Annotated in this window: 18 protein-coding genes and 2 pseudogenes; 8 read left to right on the top strand and 12 right to left on the bottom strand. The window is 66.6% G+C overall.

What is annotated here, in order from left to right; all coding sequences use genetic code 11:
* Positions 1-24 precede the first annotated feature (24 nt).
* Positions 25-672 carry a helix-turn-helix domain-containing protein gene (locus tag ABZX86_RS07185; protein ID WP_355120919.1) on the bottom strand — a complete coding sequence of 216 codons (648 nt, stop codon included), beginning with the start codon at positions 670-672 and terminating at the stop codon, positions 25-27.
* A 127-nt stretch (positions 673-799) separates the two neighbouring features.
* On the opposite strand from ABZX86_RS07185, the gene ABZX86_RS07190 reads away from it, so the two are divergent.
* Positions 800-1,750, top strand: a complete 951-nt coding sequence (locus tag ABZX86_RS07190; RefSeq protein ID WP_355120920.1) for an oxygenase MpaB family protein — start codon at positions 800-802, stop codon at positions 1,748-1,750.
* 65 nt (positions 1,751-1,815) lie between these two features.
* On the opposite strand, the gene ABZX86_RS07195 is transcribed toward ABZX86_RS07190, so the two are convergent.
* The 3 genes from ABZX86_RS07195 to zapE all read right to left on the bottom strand — a co-directional run bounded on the left by ABZX86_RS07195 (position 1,816) and on the right by zapE (position 4,782).
* Positions 1,816-2,682, bottom strand: coding sequence for a tyrosine-protein phosphatase (locus tag ABZX86_RS07195; RefSeq protein ID WP_355120922.1), 867 nt, complete (start codon positions 2,680-2,682; stop codon positions 1,816-1,818).
* Between the two features lie 203 nt (positions 2,683-2,885).
* The gene (locus tag ABZX86_RS07200; RefSeq protein WP_355120924.1) at positions 2,886-3,713 is read right to left on the bottom strand and encodes a tyrosine-protein phosphatase; all 828 of its coding nucleotides are present in this window, start codon (positions 3,711-3,713) and stop codon (positions 2,886-2,888) included.
* Positions 3,714-3,756: 43 nt separating this feature from the next.
* Positions 3,757-4,782 (bottom strand): cell division protein ZapE, encoded by a 1,026-nt coding sequence (zapE, locus tag ABZX86_RS07205; protein ID WP_327145324.1) that lies wholly within the window; start codon positions 4,780-4,782, stop codon positions 3,757-3,759.
* A gap of 35 nt (positions 4,783-4,817) precedes the next feature.
* Between zapE and ABZX86_RS07210 the strand changes: the two genes are divergently transcribed.
* The 4 genes from ABZX86_RS07210 (at position 4,818) to msrB (ending at position 9,080) form a co-directional block, all read left to right on the top strand.
* Positions 4,818-5,588 (top strand): pyrimidine reductase family protein, encoded by a 771-nt coding sequence (locus ABZX86_RS07210; RefSeq protein ID WP_355121307.1) that lies wholly within the window; start codon positions 4,818-4,820, stop codon positions 5,586-5,588.
* A 36-nt stretch (positions 5,589-5,624) separates the two neighbouring features.
* The gene (locus ABZX86_RS07215) at positions 5,625-7,187 is read left to right on the top strand and encodes an alpha/beta fold hydrolase (protein ID WP_355120927.1); all 1,563 of its coding nucleotides are present in this window, start codon (positions 5,625-5,627) and stop codon (positions 7,185-7,187) included.
* A gap of 112 nt (positions 7,188-7,299) precedes the next feature.
* Positions 7,300-8,598: a glycosyltransferase family 87 protein gene (locus tag ABZX86_RS07220; RefSeq protein ID WP_355120929.1), complete on the top strand. Its 1,299-nt coding sequence runs from the start codon at positions 7,300-7,302 to the stop codon at positions 8,596-8,598.
* Between the two features lie 38 nt (positions 8,599-8,636).
* Positions 8,637-9,080, top strand: a complete 444-nt coding sequence (msrB, locus tag ABZX86_RS07225; protein ID WP_355120931.1) for a peptide-methionine (R)-S-oxide reductase MsrB — start codon at positions 8,637-8,639, stop codon at positions 9,078-9,080.
* A gap of 81 nt (positions 9,081-9,161) precedes the next feature.
* On the opposite strand, the gene hemQ is transcribed toward msrB, so the two are convergent.
* Entirely contained in the window at positions 9,162-9,857 is a 696-nt protein-coding gene (gene hemQ, locus ABZX86_RS07230) for a hydrogen peroxide-dependent heme synthase (protein WP_297609242.1), read from the bottom strand.
* 62 nt (positions 9,858-9,919) lie between these two features.
* On the bottom strand, positions 9,920-10,570 hold the full coding sequence (locus ABZX86_RS07235; RefSeq protein ID WP_355120934.1) for a TetR/AcrR family transcriptional regulator C-terminal domain-containing protein: 651 nt from the start codon (positions 10,568-10,570) through the stop codon (positions 9,920-9,922).
* Positions 10,571-10,643: 73 nt separating this feature from the next.
* Between ABZX86_RS07235 and ABZX86_RS07240 the strand changes: the two genes are divergently transcribed.
* Entirely contained in the window at positions 10,644-11,582 is a 939-nt protein-coding gene (locus ABZX86_RS07240) for a threonine/serine dehydratase (protein WP_355120935.1), read from the top strand.
* Between the two features lie 219 nt (positions 11,583-11,801).
* On the opposite strand, the gene ABZX86_RS07245 is transcribed toward ABZX86_RS07240, so the two are convergent.
* The 4 genes and pseudogenes from ABZX86_RS07245 to hemE form a co-directional block, all read right to left on the bottom strand.
* Entirely contained in the window at positions 11,802-13,148 is a 1,347-nt protein-coding gene (locus ABZX86_RS07245) for a protoporphyrinogen oxidase (protein WP_355120937.1), read from the bottom strand.
* Between the two features lie 576 nt (positions 13,149-13,724).
* Positions 13,725-14,111: pseudogene (locus ABZX86_RS07250) on the bottom strand (HNH endonuclease signature motif containing protein); the annotation flags it as partial.
* A 615-nt stretch (positions 14,112-14,726) separates the two neighbouring features.
* Positions 14,727-15,788 (bottom strand): annotated as a pseudogene (locus ABZX86_RS07255) (DUF222 domain-containing protein); the annotation flags it as partial.
* Between the two features lie 187 nt (positions 15,789-15,975).
* Complete coding sequence (gene hemE, locus ABZX86_RS07260; protein WP_355120939.1) at positions 15,976-17,043, bottom strand: uroporphyrinogen decarboxylase; 1,068 nt, start codon at positions 17,041-17,043, stop codon at positions 15,976-15,978.
* Positions 17,044-17,117: 74 nt separating this feature from the next.
* On the opposite strand from hemE, the gene ABZX86_RS07265 reads away from it, so the two are divergent.
* Both ABZX86_RS07265 and ABZX86_RS07270 read left to right on the top strand, forming a co-directional pair.
* A complete protein-coding gene (locus ABZX86_RS07265) occupies positions 17,118-17,747 on the top strand; it encodes a DUF3000 domain-containing protein (protein WP_355120941.1) in 630 nt (209 codons plus the stop codon).
* Positions 17,748-17,886: 139 nt separating this feature from the next.
* Complete coding sequence (locus tag ABZX86_RS07270) at positions 17,887-19,143, top strand: ribonuclease D (protein ID WP_355120943.1); 1,257 nt, start codon at positions 17,887-17,889, stop codon at positions 19,141-19,143.
* 108 nt (positions 19,144-19,251) lie between these two features.
* On the opposite strand, the gene ABZX86_RS07275 is transcribed toward ABZX86_RS07270, so the two are convergent.
* Positions 19,252-20,061, bottom strand: a complete 810-nt coding sequence (locus ABZX86_RS07275; protein ID WP_355120944.1) for an enoyl-CoA hydratase — start codon at positions 20,059-20,061, stop codon at positions 19,252-19,254.
* A gap of 103 nt (positions 20,062-20,164) precedes the next feature.
* Complete coding sequence (dxs, locus tag ABZX86_RS07280; protein WP_355120946.1) at positions 20,165-22,171, bottom strand: 1-deoxy-D-xylulose-5-phosphate synthase; 2,007 nt, start codon at positions 22,169-22,171, stop codon at positions 20,165-20,167.
* Between the last annotated feature and the right edge of the window lie 43 nt (positions 22,172-22,214).

The raw sequence follows: 22,214 nt of genomic DNA on the forward strand, positions 1-22,214 counted from the left end.
GGCGCCGCTGCGACCGTCAATCGATTATTCGCGGCCGCCGGTCAGCAGCTGGACGATGGCGCGGACGAACCCTTCCAGTCGCTGCTTGGGGTATTCGTCCGGCTCGCTGACCGCGAGCCCGCCGAGCATCTCGGCGACGGTGAGCAGGGAATTGGTGAGCAGGCCGGAATCGACTGTGGCCCAGCGTGGATCGAGTGCCGCGCCCATGCGGACCAGTGCCTCGGCCTGTTCGAAGATGCCGGTGCGGGAACTGCGCAGTGCCGCACGGTATTCCGCGGGCGCACTGCCGGGGCTGGCCAGGATCAGACGCCAGCGGGTCGGATTGGCAAGCACCACACCGACAAACGCCTCGACTGCCGAGGAGGCCGCCACCACCGGATCCGCGCCGAGTAGATCGGTCGGCAGGGTGGTCACCACCTGCTCGAGCGCCAGTTCACGCTCGCGCTCCAGCAACGCCTCGACCAGATCTGCGCGGGTCTTGAACACGGTGTACAGCACCGGTTTTCCCACGCCCGCCGCCTGCGCCACCGCCTCCATGCTGAGTTCGTGCAGCTCCACCCGCGTCAGGACCTCGAAGGCGGCGTCGAGCAGCTGCGCCCGGCGCTGCTCGGGTGGCAGGCGCGGGGCATAGCGACGCCGCGGCCGTTCGGTCGCCGTTCCCGATTCCGTCACTGCTGCCACACCTCCACGACTGGCCTTCTCGAGGAAATCCTACGCGACCGTTGTATTACCCGCGACCAATTGCTACGGTGGCGTTGTATTCGCCGCTGAGGCGGGCAGCGCACAAGGGAGTGAACCGATGGGCTTCGATCCGACCACCCTTCGCCGGGACGACTACGGGTTCTTCGGGCCCGACTCCCCGAGCTGGAAGATCTGGACCGCGCCGACCGCGGTCATCGGCTTCCAGCGCGCGGTCGTCCTCGAGCATTTCGACCCGTTCCTGACCGCGGCGGTGGCCGATACCCGCCGCATCTACACCAACCCCCGGCAGCGGCTCGACCACACCTTCGCGTACTTCCTGCTGGTCGCGATCGGCGACGGGCGCACCGCCATCCAGGCCTCCGAGCACCTCATGCAGATCCACGCCCCGATGACCGGCATCGAGCCCATCACCGGAAAGCGATACGCCGCCAACAGCCCGGAAACACAGCTGTGGATCCACATCACCGGCTGGCATTCGGTGCTCAAGGCGTACGAGGTGTACGGGCCCGGACCGCTCAGCCCGGAGGACGAGCTGCGCTACTGGGAAGAATGCGCGATCGCCGCGGAACTGCAGACCTGCAAACCCGAGGACGTGCCGCGCACCCGCGAGGGCATCCGCGCCTACTTCGAGCAGGTGAAGCCGCGCCTGTGCAGCTCGGTCCGCGCCGAGGAGGGTATGCACCAGCTGCTGCGCACCTCACCGCGCAATGGGGCGGGCATCGTCTACGCGCTCGGCAGCATCGCGCTCTCGCTGACCACCTCCGCGCTCACGCCGATGTGGATGCGAAAGCTGGGGCGCTACAACGTGCCTCGCATCTCCGATCCGCTGGTGAAGCTGCCCGCGAAGATCATCGTGTGGCTGTTCACACTGTTCGGATCGTTCGGGCTGCTCACAGCCGCGCCGTTCATCGCGCCGATGGCGGGGCAGATTCTGAAGCAGCACCTGTCGAAGGAACTGCCGACCACATTGGAGACGATCACGCCGGCGCAGGCGCGGGAGCGATACAGCTTGCGCGGCAAGCAGAATCAGGTCGCCGAAGCCAGCTGAGGCCGGCCAGGCTGGAATGTGGTTCCGGCCTGGCCTTTTCAGCTGTCACGCACTGATATCTGCTGTCAGACGAGCAGTTTCGCCTTGAGGGTGGCGATATCGGTGGCGGTGAGGGCGAGGCCGGTGCTGACGTAGTTGGCGAAGCTGCCGTAGGTGGTATTCGCCTGGGAGAAGGCCGTTTCCAGCTCCGACGCGGTCACACCGTTCAAGGTGTCGCCGGATTGGGCGCCGCGGTAGTAGTTCGACAGCATGAAGTCGTACACCACGGTGTCATGGTCGACGCCCAGGATCGTCAGCAGCACAGCGGAAGTCCAGCCGGTGCGGTCCTTGCCCGCCGTGCAGTGATACAGCACCGCGCCCGGGTTGGTTTCGATATCGCGCAGTACCGCGGCGAAACCCGCGTTCGCACCCGGCGCGGTGATGAACGCCTGGTACAGGGCGCCGCCACCCGAGCCCGTGGACAGTCCCACCAGCGGCGAGGCCTGGCCGATGATGTCATTGTGGTACTCGGTGGCCCCGGCCGGAACCTTGTCCGCGCCCGACAGCGACTGCTCGGCGCTGGTGCGCAGATCGTGGACCGACTTCACATTCCGCGCCACCAGATTGGCCAGATCCGTATCGCTGGCGCCGTTCAGCGCGGCGGTGCGGTACACCAGGCCGGGCCGGACGGTGTGGCCGTCGGTGGTCCGGTAGCCGCCCGCGTCACGCGCGTTCTGCACACCCGACAGGTTCAGATTCCGGTCGGTGATGCTCAGCACGACGCTGCCGGTCGGGGTCGGCGGCTGAACCGACGACGAGGACGAGCCGGAGGACGAACCCGAGGAACCCGAGCCCGCGGAGCCGGTATCCGCCAGCGCCGCGGCGGGCATCGAGCCGATCGACAACGCGGAAGCCAGCAATAGCGAGGCGCCTAGCAGGCGGGGGCGAATCATAGGTGGTTCCCTTCGTGGAGACCCGGCTTGCCGCCGGTCGGCCACACAGTACGCAAAGCAAATGCTTGTTCGTTCACGTTGCGCACAAGACAGATGAACACCGCGGAAACACCTCGAACACCAGGACCGGGCCTATACAAGAGACCGGGCCGGAAGTATGCTTCCGGCCCGGTCTTTCGATATTCACACGGTGAAAGCTGTTGTCAGGACAGCAGTTTCGCCTTCAGCGCCGAGACATCCGCGTCGGTGAGCTTCAAGCCCTCGTGCACGTAGTTGTCGAAGCTGCCGTAGCTCTGGTCGACCTGATCGAACGCCGCCGCCAGCGCCGAGGCCGTGACACCGTTGAGCATGTCGCCGTCCTTGGCGCCGCGGTAGTAGTTCGACAGCAGGTAGTCGTACTGCACGGTGTCGTGATCGACGCCCAGAATGGTCAGCAGCACAGCCGAAGTCCAGCCGGTGCGATCCTTGCCCGCGCTGCAGTGGAACAGCACGGCGCCATCGTTGTAGGCGATATCGCGCAGAACGTCCGCGAAGCCCTGGCTCGCGCCCGGTGCGGTGATGAACGCGCGGTACAGGTCCGTGCCCGCCATCAGCGTGGACGCCATGACCTGCGGCGGAGCCTGGCCGATAATGTCGTTGTGGTACTCGGTGGCGCCGGCCGGAACCTTGTCCACGCCCATGAACTGCTGCTCATAGCTGGTCCGCAGATCGTGCACGGCCTTCACATCGCGACCCGACAGGTCGGCCAGATCGGCATCGGTGGCCTTGCTCAGATCGCCGGTGCGGTAGACCAGGCCGGTGCGCACGGTGTGCCCGTCGGTGGTCTTGTAACCGCCGGCGTCCCGGGCATTCACCACGCCCTGCAGGTTCAGCGAGCGGTCGGCCGTGTTCAGGACCACATTGCCGGTCGCCGCGGGCGGCTGCACCACGGACGGCGCGGGCTGGTCGGCCAGTGCCATGGCGGGCAGCGAGCCGAAGGACAGCGCGGAGGCCAGCACCAGCGACGCGCCGAGCAGACGAGGTCGGATCATACGAACTTCCCTTTCTCGAGCACCCGGCGCGCGGCCAGGGCAATTACGAAGTGGCTGCCGGGGTTTCGAACCGGGACAGCGCCAGCAGGCGCGAAATGGCACGCAGATACTTCTTGCGGTATCCGCCATCGAGCATTTCCTGCGAGAAAATCTGGTCCAACTTGGCTCCGGAAACGGTCACGGGAGTTCCCGCGTCGTAGAGCCGGTCGGCCAACACCACAATACGCAAAGCGACCGCTTGGTCTGTCACGGTGTGCACATCGGAGATGAACACCGCCGACACGCCCTGAATCAGCGCGTTGTACTTGGACGGGTGCAGCGTGCTCAGATGCTTCAGCAGCGCATCGAAGTCATCGAGCGTGGAACCCGGTGTGGCAGCGGCCTTCTCGGCCAGATGCTCGGGCGCGGTCGGCTCCGGGGCGGGCGGCAGATCACGGTGCCGGTAATCCGGGCCGTCGACGCGAATGGGCTCGAACAGCGAGCCCAGCTTCTTGATCTCGCGCATGAAATCCGAGGCGGCGAAACGCCCCTCGCCCAGCTGACCTGGCAGGGTATTAGACGTTGCGACAATCGACACACCGCGCGCGGTCAACTCCGCGAGCAGACGCGACACCAGCATGGTGTCGCCCGGATCATCGAGTTCGAACTCGTCGATGCAGAGCACGCTATTGCCCGCGAGGCGGTCGACGGCATTGTTGAAGCCCAGTGCGCCGACCAGATTGGTCACCTCACCGAAGGTGCCGAAGGATTTCGGCCCCGGCACGCTGTGATAGATCGAGGCCAGCAGGTGGGTCTTGCCCACACCGAAGCCACCGTCCAGATACAGGCCGATGCCCGAGACCGGCTTCTTCTTGCCGAACAGGGGCTTCTTCGAAGCAGCCTGATGCAGCTTGGTGACCTGCGCGGCGAATTCCTCCGCTTTGCGCACGGCCGCGGCCTGCGACGGCTCCTTCGGATCCGGGATGTAGCTGGCGAAGCTCACCTCGTCGAAGGTCGGCGGGGGAACCATCTGCGCCACGAGCTGGTCTGCCGGAACCTCCGGATGGCGATCGACAAGGCGTTGTTGCACGGCGACAGCGTAGTTACGTGGTGGAATCGGTTCTCATGCAGCGTATGCCCAATGCGATCCAGCTCACAGAACTCAACCACGACGACCTGCTGGCGCTGTACGCGTACCCGGCCGGGCCCGCGGCGCCGTGGATTCGGGTCAACTTCGTCACCAGTATCGACGGGGCGGTCACCATCGACGGCCGCTCCGGCGGCCTGGGGACGCCCGCCGATAAGAAGGTCTTCCAGATCCTGCGCGATCTGGCCGATGTGGTGGTGGTCGGCGCGGGCACCGCACGCTCGGAGAATTACGGTGCGGCACATACGGATTCACAGCTGCGCATGCGGCTGCACCATCACGGCTTCGGCGGCGATCCGACCGGGGCGGCGCCGCGCATCGCGGTGGTGACCGCCTCCGCCGATCTCGATCCGACCAGCCGGCTGTTCACCGACACCGGTGCGCGGCCGATCGTGCTGACCACCGCCGCCGCGCCCGCCGGCCGCAAGCGGGCGATCACCGCTGCGGGCGGCCAGGTGATCGAAGCAGGCGAGACCAGTGTCACCGCCGAAGGGCTGCGCAACGCCCTGGAGGAACTCGAGATGAGACGGGTTCTGTGCGAGGGCGGGCCCGCGCTCTTCGGTGATCTCATCGTCGCCCAGGCCGTCGACGAACTGTGCCTCACACTGTCTCCGATGCTGGTCGCGGGGACGGAGCGGCGAATCGCCGTGTCCCCCAATGCCATGCCCACGCCCATGACTTGCCGTCATCTGCTCTTCGACGACGACGGCACCATCCTGACGCGCTGGGTCGCCCATCACACCCTGTAGCTGAAACCGGACGCCGGACCTGGCAGGCTGTACCGCATGCGCTGGACTCGGGCCGCTCTGCTGGCGTCCACACTTTCGATCCTGGTGACCACCGGCTGTGGCGCCGGGCCCTCCGACCGGCCCGCCGTCGCCGTGGAACATCCCCACCAAGCGGGGGTCGCGGCGACCACCGCCTCGGGTCCACCCGCGCCGCCCGCACCCGAACTGCCCAAGACCGATCTCGCGTGGCACGACTGCACCGCGCCCACCTTCAGCCTGCTGTCGCTGGGCACACCGCCGCAGGGTCTCATTCTCGACTGCGCCGAATTCAGCACCGAGGTCGATGCCGCCGGTGCGGTCGGCGGTAATTTCCGCACCGCGGCCATGCGCGCCCGCTACGACCGGACGCCGAAAGATGCCGTGCCGCTGGTGCTGACGTCCGGGTACGACCGGGCCTCCACCGCCACGCTGGCGGGTCTCGCGGCCAGTCCGGCCGGGGCGCTGCTGGCGGCGCGGCCCATCGTGGCCATCGACCGGCGCGGTATCGGCAGTTCGCAGCCGGTCAGCTGCCTGACCGACGATATTCGCAAGGCGATCACCGATCAGGGCCAATTCACGCGCGGCACAACCGATCCGGTCGATGCGGTGGCCAAGGCCAGTCAGGACGCCACCATCGCGTGCCTGGACTTCCTCTCCCCCGCGCAGGGCACCTTCGATGCCGCGCACGCCGCCGACGATATCGACCAGCTGCGCAAGGCCTGGCAGGTCGATCACATCGCGCTCATGGGCACCGGCAGTGGTGCGACGGTCGCGCTCAGTTATGCGCACAAGTACGGCGATCACCTCGGCCGGGTGGTGCTCGATTCGCCGCAGGCGGTCGGTCTGGACGCCATCGGGCGCAGCGAACAGCAGGTGCGCGGGGCCGAGGCGGCACTGACCGGCTTCGCGCAACGCTGTGCGGCGCTGAACTGTTCGCTGGGCAGCGATCCGCATGCCGCCATCGTCACGCTGGTCAATCGGGCCGGCAATGGCGAATTCGGGGATCTGTCCGCGTCGGCGCTGGTCACCACGCTCAACGGCTTCCTCAGTGATCCGCGCACGCTGCAGAACGCGCAGCTGACCGAATTCGCCGATGCGCTGGCGGCTCTCGGGCGCGGGGATCGCGGACCCATTACACCGATCGTGCTGCGCCAGACCGCGGCCGTCGACAATGACGGCGAATTCGTGAATCGCTGCAGTGACAATCTGCAACCCACCACCCCGGTCCGCGCCAAAGAGCTCGAGAGCCAGTGGGCGGGCAAGTACACGGTGTTCGGCAGGTTCGCCGCCATCGATCTGATGGATTGCTCGGCCTGGCCGAGTGCCAATGCGATCGCCATGCCGGACAAGTTCGATCGACCCGTGCTCGTGGTCGGCGGCGACGCCGATCCGGTCGCCGGAGTCGACAGCAGGCCCACCGTCACCGGTGTGCTCGGCGCGGCCGGGGCGCGCACCTCCACCGTGGAATGGCAGGGCTGGGGGCACCCGGCCTTCGCGCACTCCGGGTGTGTTCAGCAGGCTGTCACCGACTACCTGAAAGATGCGACGCTGCCCGACGACGGCACGGCCTGCCCGGCCTAGCTGGTTCTACTCGGCAACCACTCCGGAACGAGACGACCCGCCAACATTTGGCGGGGCCCGTCGCGGCGGGTCCGCGCAACCGTGACCGGGGTATTCGGTGTACCGTGCCCGAGTGTTCCTTCGCCAGCTCGAGCCCCGCACCGCTCGCACCACCGCCGAGGTCCTGAACTTCGCTCTGTGGCCGTTAGCGGTCCTGACTGTGCTGCATCGGGTCTTCATCAAGGCCGTCAATGTGACGATCACCGATGACTTCAAGCCCGTGTACAACGCTTCGCTGGCGTTCCTGAACCATCGGGCGATCTACGCCGAGAACTTCAACTCGACCGACCCGCACTACCTGTATCCGCCGAGCGGCACGCTCATGATCGCGCCGCTGGCGATCATCGATCCGGAGAAGTCCCGCTGGTGCTTCATCCTGATCAATGCGATCGCCATTCTGGTGGCCTGGTATCTGCTGCTGAAGCTGTTCAACTTCACGCTGAATTCGGTTGCCGCACCGGCGCTGCTGCTGGCCATGTTCATGTCGGAGACGGTGATCAACACACTGGTCTTCACGAACATCGATGGCTGTCTGCTGATGGCGATGGTCGCGTTCATCCACCTGCTGCTCAAACGCCGGGATCTGTGGGCCGGTGTGGCATTGGGATTGGCGATAGCGGTGAAGGGCCCACTGATCGCCCCGCTGCTGCTGATCCCGCTGGTGCGCGGGCAGTGGAAGGTGTTCATCACCGCGCTGGGCATCCCGGTGGTGCTCAACCTGCTCGCGTGGCCGCTGATCGTGGACTACGGGCGATTCTGGAGCCATACGCTGCCGTACCTGGCCGAGTCCCGGGACTACTTCAACAGCGCGATCGTCGGCAATGCCATGTACTACGGCGTCGCGGAGTGGCTGACCTGGACCATCCGCATCGTCCTCGGCGTGATGGTGCTGATCTCGCTGTGGCTGCTGTACCGGTACTACCGCGAGGACGAGGTCTTCTTCATCTGCACCGCCTCGGGCATTCTCTTCGGCGGCACCATGCTGCTCGGCTCGCTGGGGCAGATGTACTACTCGATGTTCCTGATCCCGATGATCATGACCGTGGTGCAACGCAATTCGGTGATGCGGAACTGGCCGGCGTGGGTGGCGGTATTCGGGTTCATGTCCTACGACAAGTGGCTTTCGGATCGCTGGCAGAGCATCGGGCGAGATCTGGAATACCTGCGCATCACCTTCGGGTGGGGGCTGCTGCTCATAGTCGCGTTCTGCGTGCTGGGCGACCGCTATCTGGCCGCGCGGCGCGAGGGGCGGCTGGAGGTCGGCAAGACGCTCGATCCCGCCTGGATGCATCCCGAGCCGGCCCCGGCCGACCAGGCCAGCGTGCACAACGGGCATGCCCGGCACGCTGTTCCGGAGACCGTCACAACCTGAGCGGGACATGCTCGCAGGCGAGGTATTAGCGTGGAGCCATGAGTTCCGACGCTGATACCTCGCTACCGGCACCGCGCATTCAGCTCACGCCGCAGGAGTGGCGGGCCAAGCTGAGCCCGGACGAATACCGCGTCCTGCGGGAGGCCGGCACCGAACGCGCGTACACCGGCGAATACACCGATACCGAAACCGACGGCATCTACGAGTGCCGGGCCTGCGGGGCCGAATTGTTCCGCAGCGGTGAGAAATTCCATTCGCACTGCGGGTGGCCGTCGTTCTTCGATCCGGCGAAGTCGGAGGCGGTCATCCTGCGCGCCGACGATTCGCTCGGTGCGCACCGCGTGGAAGTGCTGTGCGCCAATTGCCACAGCCATCTGGGCCACGTGTTCGAGGGCGAGGGTTACCCCACGCCCACGGACAAGCGGTACTGCATCAACTCCATCTCGCTGCGTTTGCACCCCTCGGACAGCGCAACAAGCTAGTCGTAGAAACACTATGGGGCATACACGGTTTCGTGCATGCCCCAAATTTTCCGGGCAGCGGCCCGGGCGACCGATAACTGTTTACGGCAGAGCGGCGATGAGCTGCTCGACCTCGACGCGCGGGCCCGTGAAGAACGGGACCTCTTCGCGCACATGCAACCTGGCCTCGGTGGCACGCAGGTCGCGCATGAGATCGACGATGCGGTGCAGTTCCGGGGCCTCGAAGGCGAGGATCCACTCGTAGTCGCCGAGGGCGAACGAGGCCACCGTATTGGCGCGCACATCCGGGTAGCCGCGGGCGGCCTTACCGTGATCGGCCAGCATCTTGCGACGCTCCTCATCGGGGAGCAGGTACCAGTCGTAGGAGCGCACGAACGGGTACACGCAGATGTAGTTGCCCGGCTCCTCGCCGGTGAGGAATGCCGGCAGATGGCTCTTGTTGAACTCCGCCGGGCGGTGCAGGGCGGCATTGCTCCACACCGGGTTCGAGACCGAACCGAGCTCGGTGACGCGGCGGAAATCGGAGTAGGCGGCCTGCAGATCCTCGATCCGCTCGGCGTGCCACCAGATCATGAAATCGGCGTCGGCGCGCATACCGGCCACGTCGTACAGCCCGCGCACCACCACCCCGCGCTCTTCCAGCGAATCGAAGAAGGCCCGGGCCTCCTTGATGGCAGCCGCCCGATCCTCCCCCAGCACACCGGGCTCCACCTGGAACACCGAGAACATGAGATAGCGGATGGTGTCGTTCAGGGACTTGTAGTCGAGTCGCGCCATACCCCCATCGTGCCATTCGCCCGCACCGGGGGAAGCGGCGGACCCGCCGGATTCGGACAGGCTCAGCGCGCGGTCGCGGCCCAGGAGTCGATGAGGCGGCGCAGGCCGTCGCGGAACGGGTCCTCGGAGGTGACGGCGTCCGCGACCGCGTTCATATGCGCTGAGAGCAGCGGATATTCGTCCGGATCCAAGGCGGCGAGGTGCGTACGGGTGCGCAGCTGAACGGCTTTCAGATCCGTGTGTTCGACCAGTGCGGCGCAACCGAGCGTGAACAGGTACATCTCCCGATACGCTCGGAGGGCATCGGTCACGCTGAGACCGAGCGAAAGATTGTCGGCCACTTGTGGTTCGGTCAATCGAGCCAGGAGGCGGGGGCCGAGCAGGGGGCGCCGTTCGCGCAGCAGTACGAGCACCGGATGGGCGGCGATCAGGGTGTACCAGGCGCAGAAACGCTGCTCGGTGGCCTGCGCCCAAGGCAGGGAGCCCGGGGCGACATCGGGCAGATCGGCGGCGAGATGATCCGCGAGCAGGTCGAGCAGACCGTTCAGATCGCCACCGCCGCGGCGTACCACCGTGGTGTGCGAGACCTTCAGATAGGACGCGATGGCACGGAAACTCAGCTGCGCCGCACCGCGGGATTCGATGATCGCCAACCCGGCGCGCGCAATCGCCTCCGGGGTCGCCTGCTCGAGCGTCTTCGAGGTCCGTGGCATGAAACCAGCGTAAGTTACAGTGTAATTATCCGCCACCGCAACCCGCCCGAACCGATCCAGCGAAGGAAGTGCAGTGCATCCGACTTACGCCGACGTGAAGGCGGCCACCGACCGCATATCGGGACATGTGCGACCGGTCGTGCTCACCCCGAGCGAAGCGGGCCCGGGCCGGCAGTGGCGACTGGCACTCGAACATCTCCAGTACTCCGGCAGTTTCAAGGCGCGTGGTGCGGTGAATTTCATGCTGGCGCACCGGGAACGGGGGTTGCTGCCGCGGGTCGGGGTGACCATCGCCTCGGGCGGTAATGCCGGCGTCGCCTGCGCGTGGGCCGCGCGGATGGTCGATTCGGCGGCCACGGTATTCCTGCCCGACTCCGCACCGCCGGTGAAGGTTTCGCGGCTGCGGGCGCTGGGGGCACAGGTCATGTCGGGTGGAGAGTCGTACGCCGATGCCGCTGCCGAATGCGAAAGATACGCTGCGGCAACGGGAGCGCTGCGATCACACGCTTACGACGATCCGTACATCGCCGCCGGAGCGGGGACGCTGCTGGAGGAGATCGTCGCGCAGGCGCCCGATACCGATACGGTCGTCGTCGCGGTGGGCGGCGGCGGGCTGCTGACCGGGGTGGCGACAGCTGCTGCACACCATGGAATTCGGGTGATCGCTGTCGAACCCGAGTACTGCCGGGCCTTCAATGCCGGTCTGGCAGCAGGACATCCGGTGGATGTGCCGATCGACTCCATCGGCGCAGACTCACTGGGTGCGCGGCGCACCAGCGAAATGGCGATCGCGGTAGCCGCCGAGTGTGACGTGCGGTCGGTACTGGTGACGGATGAGCAGATCATCGCGGCACGCCAATTCCTGTGGGATGACCGCAGACTCGCGGTCGAGCATGCGGCGGGAACCGCGCTGGCGGCACTGCGGTCGGGAGCCTATGTGCCCGAACCGGACGAGCGGGTGGCCGTAGTGGTGTGCGGCGCGAACACCGATCCGTCCGACCTGGCGGGATAACGCACCGCCTGCTGCAGAGTCAGACCGCTGGCCCGCACGCCGATCAGCCTGGACCGTGCCGATCGAGCGGTGAAAATGTCTCGGGCACAGCCCAAACACATGGGACTAGGGTAGAGCCCATTGCATGGGAAATGGTGCCGTTGGGGTGGTCGGGGTCGGGCAGTGAGCTCATCCGGCTGGGCAGTGAGCCGATCCGATCGGGCGGTGGGCCCTGGAAGGTCAGGTCAGTCGCTCGGCGATGCGGGTGGCGGCGGCGGTGCCGGAGGCTGCGCATGCCGGGACGCCTACGCCGTTGAGATACGCTCCGGCCAGTGCCAGGCCGTCGAGATCGGCTGTGGCAGCGCGGAGTTCGGTGATGCGCGCGGTGTGGCCTGGTGCGTACTGCGGCAGGCCGCCCGGCCACCGTTGCACTACCGCGCTCACCGGATTGATGTCGGCGCCCGTCACCGTGGTCAGGTCTTCGACGGCGGCCTGGATCAGTTCCTCGTCCTGCCAGGACAGCATCGAATCGTCGCCGAAGCGGCCGAAGGAGGCGCGTACCAGGGCTACCTCGCGGGCGGCCAGGTGGGGCCATTTGCGGCTGGACAGGGTGAATGCCTTGGCGCGCAACGATTCACCGGTGGCTACGAGAATTCCTGAGTTGTCGGGGAGTGCGGTGTCCTGCGGGAGTGCCAGCGCCACTACCGCAGACGAGGACAATTCGATTCCGGCCGTCAGCTCGGCGGCTTCCGGGGCGACCTCTCGCAGCAGCTCGGCAGTCACGGGGGCGGGGGTGGCCAGGACTACGGCATCGACCGCGCCGATCGGGTCGAGCTGCCAGCCTGTGGTGGTGCGCGTGAGTCGCGTTACGGGAGTATCGGTTTCGACCTTCACGTCGGCGGCGGCGCGGAGGGCATCGAGCAGTACGCGGTAGCCGTCGCGGATTCCACCAAAGACAGGGGTGTCAGACGGCGGTGGAAGAGCGCCGGTGACCGCTTGCGAGAGACTGCGTGCCCCGGCGTCCAGTGCTGCGGCCAGGGTGGGGAGAGCTGCGCGGACTCCGATCGAGCCTGCGGTACCGGCATAGACACCGCCCAGTAGCGGATCGACGCTCCGGCGAACCACCTGCTCACCGAACCTGTCGGCGACCAGGGCGCCGACAGAGATATCGCTGCCGCGCTCCCAGGTCAGTGGCCTGTTCGGTTCGGCGGCAATGCGGGCGATCGTTTCGGCGTCCACCAGGCCGGACATAGCCTCGGGAGATGCCGGGATGCCCATGAGGGTGTTCCCCGGCAAGGGGTGGGGAACACCTTCAGACCAGACCAGAGGGCGGCGACCCGCGGGGTGCACCAGCTGATCCGCGATGCCCAATTCCCGCATCAGCTGGGGGATTTCGGGGCGGCGGCCTACAAAAGCCTCGGCTCCGAGGTCGACGGGATCGCCTTCGATGTCCGTGGTGCGGAGGATGCCGCCGAGGCGGTTGCGGCGATCGAGGAGGATCAGCTCGGCGGTAGGGCCCAGGGCTTTGCGGAGGCGGTAGGCCGCCACGAGGCCGCTGATGCCGCCGCCGACTACTGCGATCCGCATTGATCACTCCTCGTTCGTATGGGCTGTTCCGCTGTTTGCAACCTACCTTCGCGGGCGGTGTGAGCTGTGTCCGGTGTTGCTCCCGGTGTCACGCAGAACAAGAAGAACTATGGAAACCCGGGGAGACGAACCTGACCTCGGCTCCCAGTCAGGAGGAACCTGCGGTCTTGTGTGGGGTGATCAGCTGGGTCCGTCACTGGCGGAGGAACAGCGGAGAGAAGGGTGGTGTGTTGCTCGCTTCGGGGGAGAGATTCGAGGCCGAGGCAAGCCGGTGCACCTGGGTTGGTTGCGTCGAGGGGCGGTGTTGGGTCACCGGGTGCGGGCAGGGCCCGAGATAGCCGTGCTGGTGACCTCGGGTGGGGTACCCGACCTTGGCTCCCCAGCAGGGGAGGAACCTGCGGTCCCGACGGGGTGACCGGCTGTGGTCCGGTTTCAGAGACGAAACCCGAAAAGACAAACCCGAAAGACCGAGAACCCGAAGACCGAGAACCCGAAACACCCACCCGCGCAACGACCTGTAGCACCGACGGGAACGAACCCCGGCGGTGGAACAGGTGTAGCGGGTAGGTGGCAGACCTACTGTCGGTAGCGCTGTAGTTCCCGCTCGTTGCGGTCCCGGATCCGTGCCAGGGCAGCAGCTTTCAGCTCGAGCGGGTGATGCAGGTGGTTGACCTGTGGTTCCCCGGTCGGGTTGATGTGCGGGGGCCCGATCCACCCGGTCCGCCCCGCGAACTCCGAATCCGGTCCTATGACCACGGTTTTCCACCCTCCCGGCCCGTCATGAACCTGCGCATGGCAGTGATCGCACGCCAGGGTGAGGTTGTCGATATCGGTAGGCCCGCCGTTGCTCCACTCGGTGATGTGGTGCACCGCGCACATCGTCGCCGGGGCGTCACACCCGGGCCGGGTGCAACCCTTCTCCGAAGCGATGAGTGCCAATCGTTGCGCGGCACTGGCCAACCGAGGAATCCGGTCGCCACCGAACGTTCGCGGACCGAACACCAAACACGCAGGCCGAGTGCCCGCGCCGAGGCTCACCGACCCAAACTTACGCTCGGTACTCAGCTCGGTACCCGAGGAGTGGGAGTCGTGGTCGAGGGTGGCCGAGCGGGACTCGCGCTCGGTGTCGAACAAGAACAGGTCGTGGCCGGAACCGCTTGCCCGTGAACCAGGCTCGGCACTGACGGAACGAGCGCCGTGATCTCCGGGATCAACGCTCCCCGAACGGGACTCGCGCTCAGTGCACCGCTCGATACCCGAGGAGTGGGAGTCGTGGTCGAGGGTGGCCGAGCCGGACTCGCACTCGGTGCCGGTCGAGCGGAAGCCATTGCTGGAACCGGCCGGACGTGAACCGAACTCGGGACCGGCAGGGCCAGGCCCGTCGCTGAAGCTCGCCGACACGCAATCACCCTCGTCGCCGAACAAGCACAGGTCGAGATCGGAACCGCCTGCCTGCGAAACAGGCTCGGGGCTCGCGGAGCGAGCGCCGGAATCGAGGCTCCCCGAACGGGACTCACACGCGAGGCCGCTCTCGATACCCGAGGAGCTGCGGAGGTGCTCCAGATCCGCCGAGCGCTCACCCCGACCCAAATACAGCGGCAACCCCACCGGATTCAACACCGCCAGATACTTGTTCGACTTCACCGCCAACTCCAGAGCCTCCGGGATCGACACGATCCCACCCGAAGCCTTCGTCGCCACACCGGCTTCGGCTTCCAGATCGCTCACGCTCATCGTCACGATCACAGACACCGGCAGACCCCGATGCTTACCCAGCTTCGCCGGGCCACCGAACTCCGGCCGCAGAAACGCCAGCAACGCATCATGATTACGCTGCGCCGGAGTACGGGTATCACGCTCGACACACGCCGCCAACTTCTGCGCACTGAGCTTGTGATCGGACACCCACGGGCTGTCAGGGTCCTTCGGATTGCACATACCGGGACGGGCCAGTTTCGCGAACATCGGCTCGAGGACCGAGCGCAGTTTGCGGTTGATCTCCCCGTTCCACGGCGACATCCCATCGGCGCGTTCGGCACCGAGGGTGAGTCCGCGCATGCGTTCGCGGTCGGCGTCGGAACTCAACGAACCGTCCGGGTCGAGGCCTGCGAGCAGGACTTCGCCCATGACGGGCAGCCCTTCGGGGTACCCGGTGGGCGCGAATTCGGTCAACTGCAACTCCGTGGCTTCACGCACGTCCAGGTCGAGGCTGCCGGGCAACCGGTTCATCACCGTCATGATCCGACGCACATGATCGACACCGATCACCCCGTCACGATGCGCCTGAGCCACATGCGCGAGGGTCGGTTCGAGTTCGACACCGGAGACGATGCGCGGCCCGGTCTCTACCGCGATACTGACCCGGGAGGCGGCATCGGCGCGGGAGATGCCGAGGGTTTGACGCAGGAACACCTTCGCAGACGGGACACCACCACGCTGAGCCAACCCACGGCTGGTGGTTTCCACGACGAAACGGGTTTTGACTGCTTCGAGCTTGCGCGTGCAGGTCTCCACTTCCCGCATGAGGGCGATGAATTCATCATCCTGCAACGGAACCAAGGACGCGTTCAGGAGGTGATCGACCGCCACCGACAGTGCGCGGGCACTGTCGGTATTCGCGGATTCTCCCCCTGAATTCATACCCCTATTCTACCGCCGCAGCATAGGCCGGGAAAGGCGAATCATGTTGTGATATCAGGATATTCAGACTGGCGAACCGACCAGCCTCTTTCGTGCCGTTGCTCTTTTCTTGTTTTGTTCTTTTGTTGTTTTCTCTTCTTCTTGTCCAGGCGTCTTTATCTTTTGTTCTTTTCGCCCTCTAACCGATTCAGAGCGGCGCGGGCAGGCTGTGAATCAACTTCACCGTTTCGGTGATTACCGTCGGATCCGTATTCGGCAGCACTCCGTGCCCGAGATTGAAGATGTGCCCGGTGGCGCCCAATGTGATTGCCTCGTCGGCCTCGTGTGCAATTCGCCGGACCTCGGATTCGACCGCGGCGGATCCGGCGAACAGGACGGCGGGATCCAGGTTGCCCTGCAACGCTTTTCCGGGGCCGACGCGGCGGACGGCGTCGGTGAGTGGGACGCGCCAGTCGACGCCTACGACGTCGGCGCCGGCTTCACCCATGGCGCCGAGCAGTTCGCCGGTGCCGACGCCGAAGTGGATGCGGGGGATGCCGGCGGAGGCTACTTCGGCGAAGACTCGTTCGGAGTGCGGGAGGACGTACTCGCGGTACTGGGCGAGGGTCAGGGCGCCGGCCCAGGAGTCGAAGAGTTGGATCGCGTCGACTCCGGCGGCGATCTGCGCTTGCAGGAATTCGATGGTGATGTCGGTGAGGACGCCGAGCAGCTGGTGCCAGGTCTCGGGATCAGAGAGCATCATCGCCTTGGTGCGCTCGTGGTTCTTGCTGGGGCCGCCCTCGACCAGGTAGGAGGCGAGGGTGAAGGGGGCTCCGGCGAAGCCGATGAGGGGGGTGCGGTCCAGTGCGTCGAGCAGCAGGCCGATGCCGGCGGTGACCGCGCCGACCTCCTCCGCGCGCAGGCGCGGGAGGGCGTGCACGTCGGCGGTGGTGCGGATCGGGTTGGCCACGACGGGGCCGACGCCGGCGACTATGTCGAGGTCGATGCCCGCTGCCTTGAGCGGAACCACGATGTCGGAGAACAGGATTGCCGCGTCCACGTCGTGGCGGCGGACCGGCTGCATGGTGATCTCGCACACCAGCTCCGGATTGAAACAGGATTCCAGCATGCCGACCCCGACGCGCAGTTCGCGGTACTCGGGCAGGGAACGGCCTGCCTGGCGCATGAACCACACCGGACGACGATGCGGGACGCCACCGGTGGCGGCGACGAGGAGGGGGGCATCGGTCAGCTGGCGGCGGGAGTGAGTGCTCATCACGGCTCATCGTAAAGGCCGCGGGCGGCGCGCCTTCCACTACACCGCGCCGGAGAGGTCTACCGTCCTCATACGTGACACCGCTCGACTTCCGCGACGGCGCCGCACCGACCCCGGAGCCCGAAGAACCCGCAAGGTTCCGAGCCGCGGTCGATGCGATGGGAACCGCAACAATGCACCCCCGGATCGAGCTAGCTCCGATCCGCCCTCCACAGCGCCTGGCTCCCTACTCCTATGCACTAGGAGCGGAAGTCACTCGCCCTGACACGAATGTGGTTCCGGTCGATTCCGACGGGGATGCCTTCGGCCGCCTGATCCTGTTGCACGACCCGAACGGGCAGGAGGCCTGGAACGGCGTCTTCCGGCTGGTGGCCTATATCCAGGCCGATATCGACTCCGCGCTCGCCGCCGATCCGCTGCTACCCGAGGTGGCATGGAGTTGGCTGGTGGACTCGCTCGAATCGCGGACGCCGTTCACGGCGCTGGGCGGCACCGTCACCTCGACCAGTTCGGTGCGATACGGCGATATCGCGGGGCCGCCGCGCGCGCATCAGCTCGAATTGCGGGCCTCGTGGACGGTCGGCGATACCGCTATGCGGCCGCATGTGGAGGCCTTCTGCGAAGTTCTCGCGTACGCCGCGGGGCTGCCGCCGGCGGGGGTAACCCGACTGGATACCCGGCGCGGCGACATCGATTCCGACTAGGCTCGCGCGAGAACTTCTGTACTGCAACGAAATCGGCGCCGGGCAACTAGCATTCCCGAAAGTCCGGCGCCGAGTCGCCCTTGTTTGTTTATCCGACGTGACGCGGATCGCCACTGTCCTACCCGTAGAGTTCAAGACCATGTCCGTACCAGAAGAGCCCGAAGCCACTGCCGCGGTACCGTTGCTCGCGCCAGCGGAGGGTGTGCCGCCGGTATTGGACAGTGCTGCCGCGATCACGGACGCCGCGCGGCTGCTCGCCGCCGGCACCGGGCCGCTCGCGGTTGACGCGGAACGCGCCTCCGGCTTCCGGTACTCGAATCGGGCCTATCTCATTCAGCTGCGGCGGGCGGGCGCCGGCTCCTTCCTCATCGACCCGATTCCGGTGGACGGTGACCTCACGCCGCTCGCCGATGCGATCAATGATCTGGAATGGGTGCTGCACTCCGCCGATCAGGATCTGCCGGGGCTCGCGGAGCTCGGGCTGTACCCGGCGCGGCTGTACGACACCGAACTGGGCGGGCGACTGGCCGGGTACGAGCGGGTCGGGCTCGCCGCCATGGTGGAGAAGCTGCTCGGGCGGGAACTACGCAAGGGCCACGGGGCCGCCGACTGGTCGACCCGGCCGCTGCCCGATGAATGGCTGAACTACGCGGCGCTCGATGTGGAACTGCTGCTGGAGCTGCGGGACGCGGTCGCGCAGGAGCTCGAGGAGCAGGGCAAGACCGATTGGGCGGCACAGGAATTCGAGCATGTGCGGCTGGCCGAACCCTCCGCGCCCAAATCGGATCGGTGGCGGCGGACGTCCGGCATCCACACGCTGCGACGCACCAGGCAGCTGGGTGTGGTGCGCGAACTGTGGACCACCCGCGACCGGCTGGCCCGGCTCCGCGATGTGGCGCCGGCGCGCATTCTGCCCGATTCGGCGATCGTGGCCGCGGCCAATAGTGAGCCCAAGTCCATTGCCCAGCTGCGGGCGCTGCCGGTGTTCGGCGGGCCCCGGCAGCGGCGCTACTCGCGCGAGTGGCTGGGCGCGGTCGAACGTGCCCGGGCGCTGCCCGAGAGCGAGCTGCCGCCGCTCACGCAACCGTTCGACGGCCCGCCGCCGGTCAACCGGTGGGAACGCCGGGATCCGGCCGCCGCCGCGCGATTGCAGCACGCTCGCGCGGCCATGAGCGAACTTTCGAACGAAGTGTCGGTGCCGGTGGAGAACCTGCTGATGCCGGACCTGCTGCGGCGCATGTGCTGGGACGGGCTGCCGCGCACGATCACGGACGGCGAAGGCCCGGCCCTGATCGACGACTTCCTGTCCGCGGGCGGAGCAAGACCGTGGCAGCGGGAACTAGCCGTCTCGCGACTGGCCGATGCACTCTTCCCGGCCGACGACAAAGAAGCCTGAGCCGGACAACACTCTCGTCATCCCGGCATGCTTTTGGCCGGGATCCACCAGGTCGGCTGATCAGTCCTGAGTATGGATCCCGGCCAAAAACGCGCCGGGATGACGAAGTCAGTCTTCGAAGACCGGCGGGCGGCGGTCCTTGCGGGCGCGGATTGCTTCGTCGAAGTTTTCGGTGGTCAGGCGGACGTAGAGCTGGGCGGTGCCCTCGTGCTGCATGTGGGATTCGAAGCTGCCGGCTTCCATGCCACTCCAGAGCATGCGCTTGGTGAGTTCGGTGCCTACGCGGCTCCAGCGGATGATCTGGTCGGCCGTGTCGTAGGCGGACTCGAGGAGTTTGTCGGCGGGGACGACGCGCGAAACCAGGCCGATGCGTTCGGCTTCCGTGGCATCCACGTCGCGGCCGGTGAGCATGATCTCGAAGGCTCGGGTGGTGCCGACCACGCGCGGCAGCAGGTAGCTGATGCCTAGTTCGGCCGAGGTCAGGCCATTGTTGATGCCTGCGGCGCGGAAGTACGCCTCCTCGGAGGCGATGCGGAGATCGGTGCCGACGGCCAGGCAGAAACCGCCGCCGATGGCCGCGCCATTGATGGCGCTGAGCACCGGCTGATGCATGCGGCGGATGGTGAGCATCACATTGTTGAGCAGCTCCATGGAGCGGCGGGCGACGCTGGTCTTGGTCAGGCCCTCGACACCGGGCACGCGGCCCGCATGGGTCAGGTCCGCGCCCGAGCAGAAGCCGTCGCCGGCACCCGTGAGCACCACCACACGCACGTCATTGTCGGCGGCGACCGCCTCCAGGGTTTCGCGCAGCGGCACCATGACATCGAAGGCCATGGCATTCATCCGCTCGGGGCGGTTGAGGGTGACCAGTGCGATACCTGGGCGCGGCTTCTCGACGAGCACGAACTCTGGCGACATGCGAACTCCTGACCGGAAAAACTGCAACCGGTTACAGAATGTACGCGAGAAGCTCAGCGCTGCCTACGCTCGATCCCAATCCCGAAAAGCCGCGCCGGGCCGCCTATTCCGCCAGTACCCTGTCCTGTTCGAGTTCCACCGCGGTCGCCTGCTCGGCAACCTCGGCCAACCGCAGGCCCGCCCCGGGCACCTGCTCCTCGACCGCCTGCTGTGCGCTTCCGCTCAGCCAGCCGCCGATGCGCTGTGCCACATCGGCCGGGGTGAGACCGAGATCCTGCAGCACCTGGCCACGCGTGGCATGGTCCAGGAAGCGCTGCGGCACACCGATATCCCGCGTCGGCACATCGAGCCCGGCCTCACGCAGGCGCGCCGAGACCGTACAGCCGATGCCGCCGTGCAGGCCGCTGTCCTCGAGGGTGACCACGAGCCGGTAGTTCTCGGCCAGTTTCACCACCGCGTCCGAGACCGGGAGCACCCAGCGCGGATCGATGACGGTGACCGAAACACCCTCCGCCTCCAGCACATCCGCGACCTTCAGGGCGAGGTCCGCGAAAGCGCCGACCGCGACCAGCAGGACATCGGCGCGCACCGATTGCGCGGTGGCGTCGCCGGATTCGGGCAGGCGCAGCACATCCACGCCGTCGAAGCGCTCGACCGCGGAAATGTCTTCGGCGACACTGCCCTTGGAGAAGCGCACGGCCGTGGGCCCGTCGCTGATGTGCAGGGCCTCCCCCAGCTCCTCGCGCAGCGTCGCTGCATCACGCGGGGCCGCCACCCGGATACCGGGCACGATGCCGAGCACCGACAGGTCCCACATGCCGTTGTGGCTGGCGCCGTCGTCACCGGTGACACCGGCGCGATCGAGTACCAGGGTCACCGGCAGCTTGAGCAGCGCCACATCCATGAGCAGCTGATCGAACGCGCGGTTGAGGAAGGTGGAGTAGATGGCCACCACCGGATGCAGACCGCCCAGCGCCATACCGGCCGCGGAGGTCATGGCGTGCTGTTCGGCGATGCCGACGTCGAACATGCGCTCCGGGAAGCGTTTTCCGAATGCCGACAATCCGGTCGGACCCGGCATGGCGGCGGTGATGGCGACAATGTCGTCACGCTGCTCGGCCTGTTCGATCAGCTCCTTGGAGAAGATCGAGGTCCAGCTCGGCGCGGTCGAAGCACCCACCGGCTCACCCGTTTCCGGGTCGATGCGGTTGATGGCGTGCATCTGGTCGGCCACATGGTCCTCGGCCGGCTTGTAGCCGCGGCCCTTCTGGGTGACCACGTGCACCACCACCGGACCGCCGAAGTCCTTGGCGCGCCGCAGCGCCGCCTCGACCGCGACGGTGTCGTGACCGTCGACCGGGCCCACGTACTTCAGGCCCAGATCGCCGAACAGCTCCTGCGGCGCGACCGCGTCCTTGATGCCCGTCTTCAGGGCGTGCAGCATCGAATAGGCCGAATCCCCCACGCGCGGAATGGACTGCACGATGCGCTTGGTGGCGTCCAGCGCCTGCTCGTAGGCGGGCTGCATGCGCAGTCCGGCCAGCGTCTCGGCGAGACCGCCGATGGTCGGCGCATACGAGCGGCCATTGTCGTTGACCACCACGATGACCGAGCGCTCCTGGCCGGCGGCGATATTGTTCAACGCCTCCCAGCACATACCGCCGGTCAGCGCGCCGTCACCGACAACCGCGACCACATGCCGCTTCTGCCGGGTCAGCGCGAACGCCTTGGCCAGTCCGTCCGCATACGACAGCGAGGCCGACGCATGCGAGGACTCCACCCAGTCGTGCACGCTCTCGGCGCGGCACGGATAGCCCGACAGGCCGCCGTTCTTGCGCAGCGTGTCGAACCCGTCCTTGCGGCCGGTCAGAATCTTGTGCACGTACGACTGGTGCCCGGTATCGAAGATGATCGGGTCGGTCGGCGAATCGAAGATCCGGTGCAGCGCGATGGTCAGCTCCACGACACCGAGGTTCGGGCCCAGGTGCCCGCCGGTAACGGCGACTTTTCGCACCAGGAACTCGCGAATTTCCTCCGCCAGCTCGCGTAGCTCCGGTATCGACAACCGACGCAGATCCTCGGGCATGTCGACCCGGGAAAGCACTCCCACGGCTATTGCTCCCTCCGGATATCTCCTGTGATTGCAACAGTCT

Source organism: Nocardia sp. NPDC006630, from assembly GCF_040611495.1.
In the GTDB taxonomy this organism is placed as follows: Bacteria; Actinomycetota; Actinomycetes; order Mycobacteriales; family Mycobacteriaceae; genus Nocardia.